This is a genomic window from Herpetosiphon sp. (assembly GCF_003512625.1).
Classification (GTDB): domain Bacteria; phylum Chloroflexota; class Chloroflexia; order Chloroflexales; family Herpetosiphonaceae; genus Herpetosiphon; species Herpetosiphon aurantiacus.
In genome coordinates, this window is sequence record NZ_DOPT01000048.1 from 5,627 (window position 1) to 8,343 (window position 2,717).

The 2,717-nt window shown below is 51.4% G+C and carries 4 protein-coding genes; 1 reads left to right on the top strand and 3 read right to left on the bottom strand.

Annotated elements, in window-relative coordinates; translation table 11 throughout:
• Positions 1 to 47: 47 nt before the first annotated feature.
• Positions 48 to 230: a hypothetical protein gene (locus DEF47_RS11725; RefSeq protein ID WP_041304637.1), complete on the bottom strand. Its 183-nt coding sequence runs from the start codon at positions 228 to 230 to the stop codon at positions 48 to 50.
• Positions 231 to 358: 128 nt separating this feature from the next.
• A complete protein-coding gene (locus tag DEF47_RS11730; protein ID WP_012190856.1) occupies positions 359 to 1,156 on the bottom strand; it encodes an NUDIX domain-containing protein in 798 nt (265 codons plus the stop codon).
• 216 nt (positions 1,157 to 1,372) lie between these two features.
• Between DEF47_RS11730 and DEF47_RS11735 the strand changes: the two genes are divergently transcribed.
• Positions 1,373 to 1,576 carry a hypothetical protein gene (locus tag DEF47_RS11735; RefSeq protein ID WP_041304635.1) on the top strand — a complete coding sequence of 68 codons (204 nt, stop codon included), beginning with the start codon at positions 1,373 to 1,375 and terminating at the stop codon, positions 1,574 to 1,576.
• Positions 1,577 to 1,635: 59 nt separating this feature from the next.
• Here DEF47_RS11735 and DEF47_RS11740 read toward each other — a convergent pair whose 3' ends face one another.
• Positions 1,636 to 2,658 (bottom strand): MraY family glycosyltransferase, encoded by a 1,023-nt coding sequence (locus tag DEF47_RS11740; RefSeq protein ID WP_041304634.1) that lies wholly within the window; start codon positions 2,656 to 2,658, stop codon positions 1,636 to 1,638.
• Between the last annotated feature and the right edge of the window lie 59 nt (positions 2,659 to 2,717).

Below are 2,717 nucleotides of genomic sequence, written 5' to 3' on the forward strand. Positions count from 1 at the left end.
AAGCATGATGTGGCACAGTGTCGTGCAACCCTCACAGCAAGGCTTGGTTAATGTTTTGGCCAGAGCAATGCGCCCAGCGCGGCAAATGCTGCCACAACGCTAACCAATTGGGCAACATCGCGCCCAAGCACAACTAAAACTGTCACGGTGATACACATAATTACCATCGTCAGCATAAACATCAGCCGCAATGGCCGGTTCTGCTGTTGTTGATCAGGTTGTTGACTCATTCGCAATACCTCCTTCATCCAGAACTTGTATTTGATATAGAACACAAGTTCTGTTTAACTATAGCGGATATTGCGGCTAGCTGTCAATCAACGACATTAAATAGTTTTAATTCTCTCATTTTAGCCACTTATTGAGCTGGCTGATCCCACACGCGAGTAGCGTTTTTGCGTAATTTGGCTCGCACAGCTTCAACCAAATTAACGTTCGTGGTATCAGCTAATTGCACCAAATAGAGCAATACATCGGCCAACTCGCCCTGCCATTCAGTTTGATCGACAATTTCCTCACGCCATTGCAGGTGTTCAAGCACTTCAGCCGCTTCAAGCGTCAGCGAAATCGCTAAGTTGCGGGGAGTTTGTGGGCGTTTTGAATTGGCCTCGTACCAACCCTTGGAGCGCACAAATGCATGCATCTCTTGGGTTAACGCGGCCACACTGGCATCGGCGGGCTGTTGAAGTTGGGCTAAAACTAAGGCATCGTGGTTGAAAGCCAGTGGTGGCAGTTGATCGAGCGCGAAAAATTGAGCCAAATCAGCATCGCCGCCCGCTTGCAAATTGCCACCACTGACCGTTGCCCGTAGCCACACCCCCAGCGGGTAGGGTGGCTCGCGATCAAGATTGGAATGAACAGCAATAACTTCGCCAATCTCGGCTTGCAAGCCAGTTTCTTCCAGCACCTCGCGGGCTAAGCCTTGGCGCATTTCTTCATCGTGCTCAAGGTAGCCACAGGGCAAACACCATAAACCTGGGCGAAACGTGCCAGCTCGCCGCACCAACAGCACCTCGCCAAAATCATTTTGAATGACGGCGGCCACGCCAGCCGGAGCACTGGTAAAATGCACCCAACCACATTCAGGGCAGATCAAACGCTCGCGACCGCCGCGTAGGCGTAACTCTAAACGCTGCCGACAGTGTAAACAATACATCGCAACGTGCTCCTAAACTAGAACAAGGACAATCCTCAGGTTGGTTATTCTAGGGCTACAGCCCGATTGTCAATTTGCCAAAACCATGTATACTACAGCGTAACACATGGCAGCGTGGCCATACGACAGGGCAATGATCGCCTACTCCTCTAACCGGGGGTGGGATTTTTTAATTCCGCCACTTCCGGACACACCACCCACACAAGGAGGCCCGTCATGGAAAATCGTTCGCTCGAAGAACGCCGCTGCCCCGATTGCGGTGCTCGATTGGAACTTGTTGATGATGGCTCGTATCGCTGCGTCGCAGATGAAAGTGTTTGGATGGCTTATGGTCCTAAGCTGTTGCTCAAGCCTGCTTCAATCACCGCCCCCCGTTTAGCTCTTGAGTTGCCTTGGGAATCACATAAGGTCGCTGCTTAATTTAAAAAGCCCATGGTTACCGCTGCGGGAGCAGAAACCATGGGCTTTGTTGTGCGAGTTCACTTCGGCGGGTTATACCGCGCATAGCGTTCAAACAGCCAAATTCCCACCAACGCAATCCCAATCAACAAGGCCGCCAAGGCATAGGCTTCTTGGACATCGGCTTTGCTCAACATGGTCGCGGTAATGCCACAGCCAACGCCCAGCATATAGCAAATCAATACAGCTTCGCGCCGCGACGACCCCAGCGCCACAAAGCGATGTGAAATGTGGTCTTTGCCAGGGGTATTGAAGGGATTGACCCGCCGCCGCAAACGAGCCACAATCACCATCGAGGTATCGAAAATTGGCACGCCCAGCACCACAATCGGAATCATCCAAGTAACGATGATGCTGTTGCTCGGAAAGCGCAGTTTGATGCCGAGCACTGCCAAAATAAAGCCCAAAAACAGGCTGCCCGTATCGCCCATAAAGATTTTGGTTGGCACAAAGTTATGGCGTAAAAAGCCGATACACGCGCCCATGGTTGCCGCCGATAGAGCTGCGACCAAAAACTGGCCATTCAAAACGGCTAGTTGCAAGAAGAACGCCGAAGCAACGGCGGTCAAGCCTGCCGACAAGCCATCCATGTTATCCAAAAAATTAATCGCATTCGAGATACCCGCGACCCAAGCAATTGTGATCAGGGCGTTGAGCCATGGCGAGGCAAATAATTGCACCTGAATGCCAGCATAAATCAGCACAAAACAGGCAATAATTTGGCCCAGCAACTTCAATGAGGCCGATAAGCCCCATTTATCATCGAGCATGCCACAGACAACCACAATCGTCGCGCCGCCCAAGATCGCCGCCAATTCACGCAGAATAAATTGGTCATCCCAAATGAGCAACGTAACCACGACCCCGCCATAAATTGCCAAGCCACCTAGCAACGGCACAGGGTTGGTATGCACTTTGCGGGCATTAGGTTGATCAATAATTCCAACCGCGATCGCCAAGCGGCGAACTAAGGGCGTGCTGACAATCGACATGGTGAGCGCCGAAAGAAAGATGAGAAAAATTTGGGCTAGCGAAACACTCATATGGATTCTCTTGATGAAAATTAAGCATGGCCTAAGTGCCCTCACCCCCGACCCCTCGC

What these genes read in the sequence shown, in the direction of transcription:
- DEF47_RS11725 (WP_041304637.1), bottom strand. Translation starts at nt 230, where the DNA reads ATGAGTCAACAACCTGATCAACAACAGCAGAACCGGCCATTGCGGCTG.
- DEF47_RS11730 (WP_012190856.1), bottom strand. Translation starts at nt 1,156, where the DNA reads ATGTATTGTTTACACTGTCGGCAGCGTTTAGAGTTACGCCTACGCGGC.
- DEF47_RS11735 (WP_041304635.1), top strand. Translation starts at nt 1,373, where the DNA reads ATGGAAAATCGTTCGCTCGAAGAACGCCGCTGCCCCGATTGCGGTGCT.
- DEF47_RS11740 (WP_041304634.1), bottom strand. Translation starts at nt 2,658, where the DNA reads ATGAGTGTTTCGCTAGCCCAAATTTTTCTCATCTTTCTTTCGGCGCTC.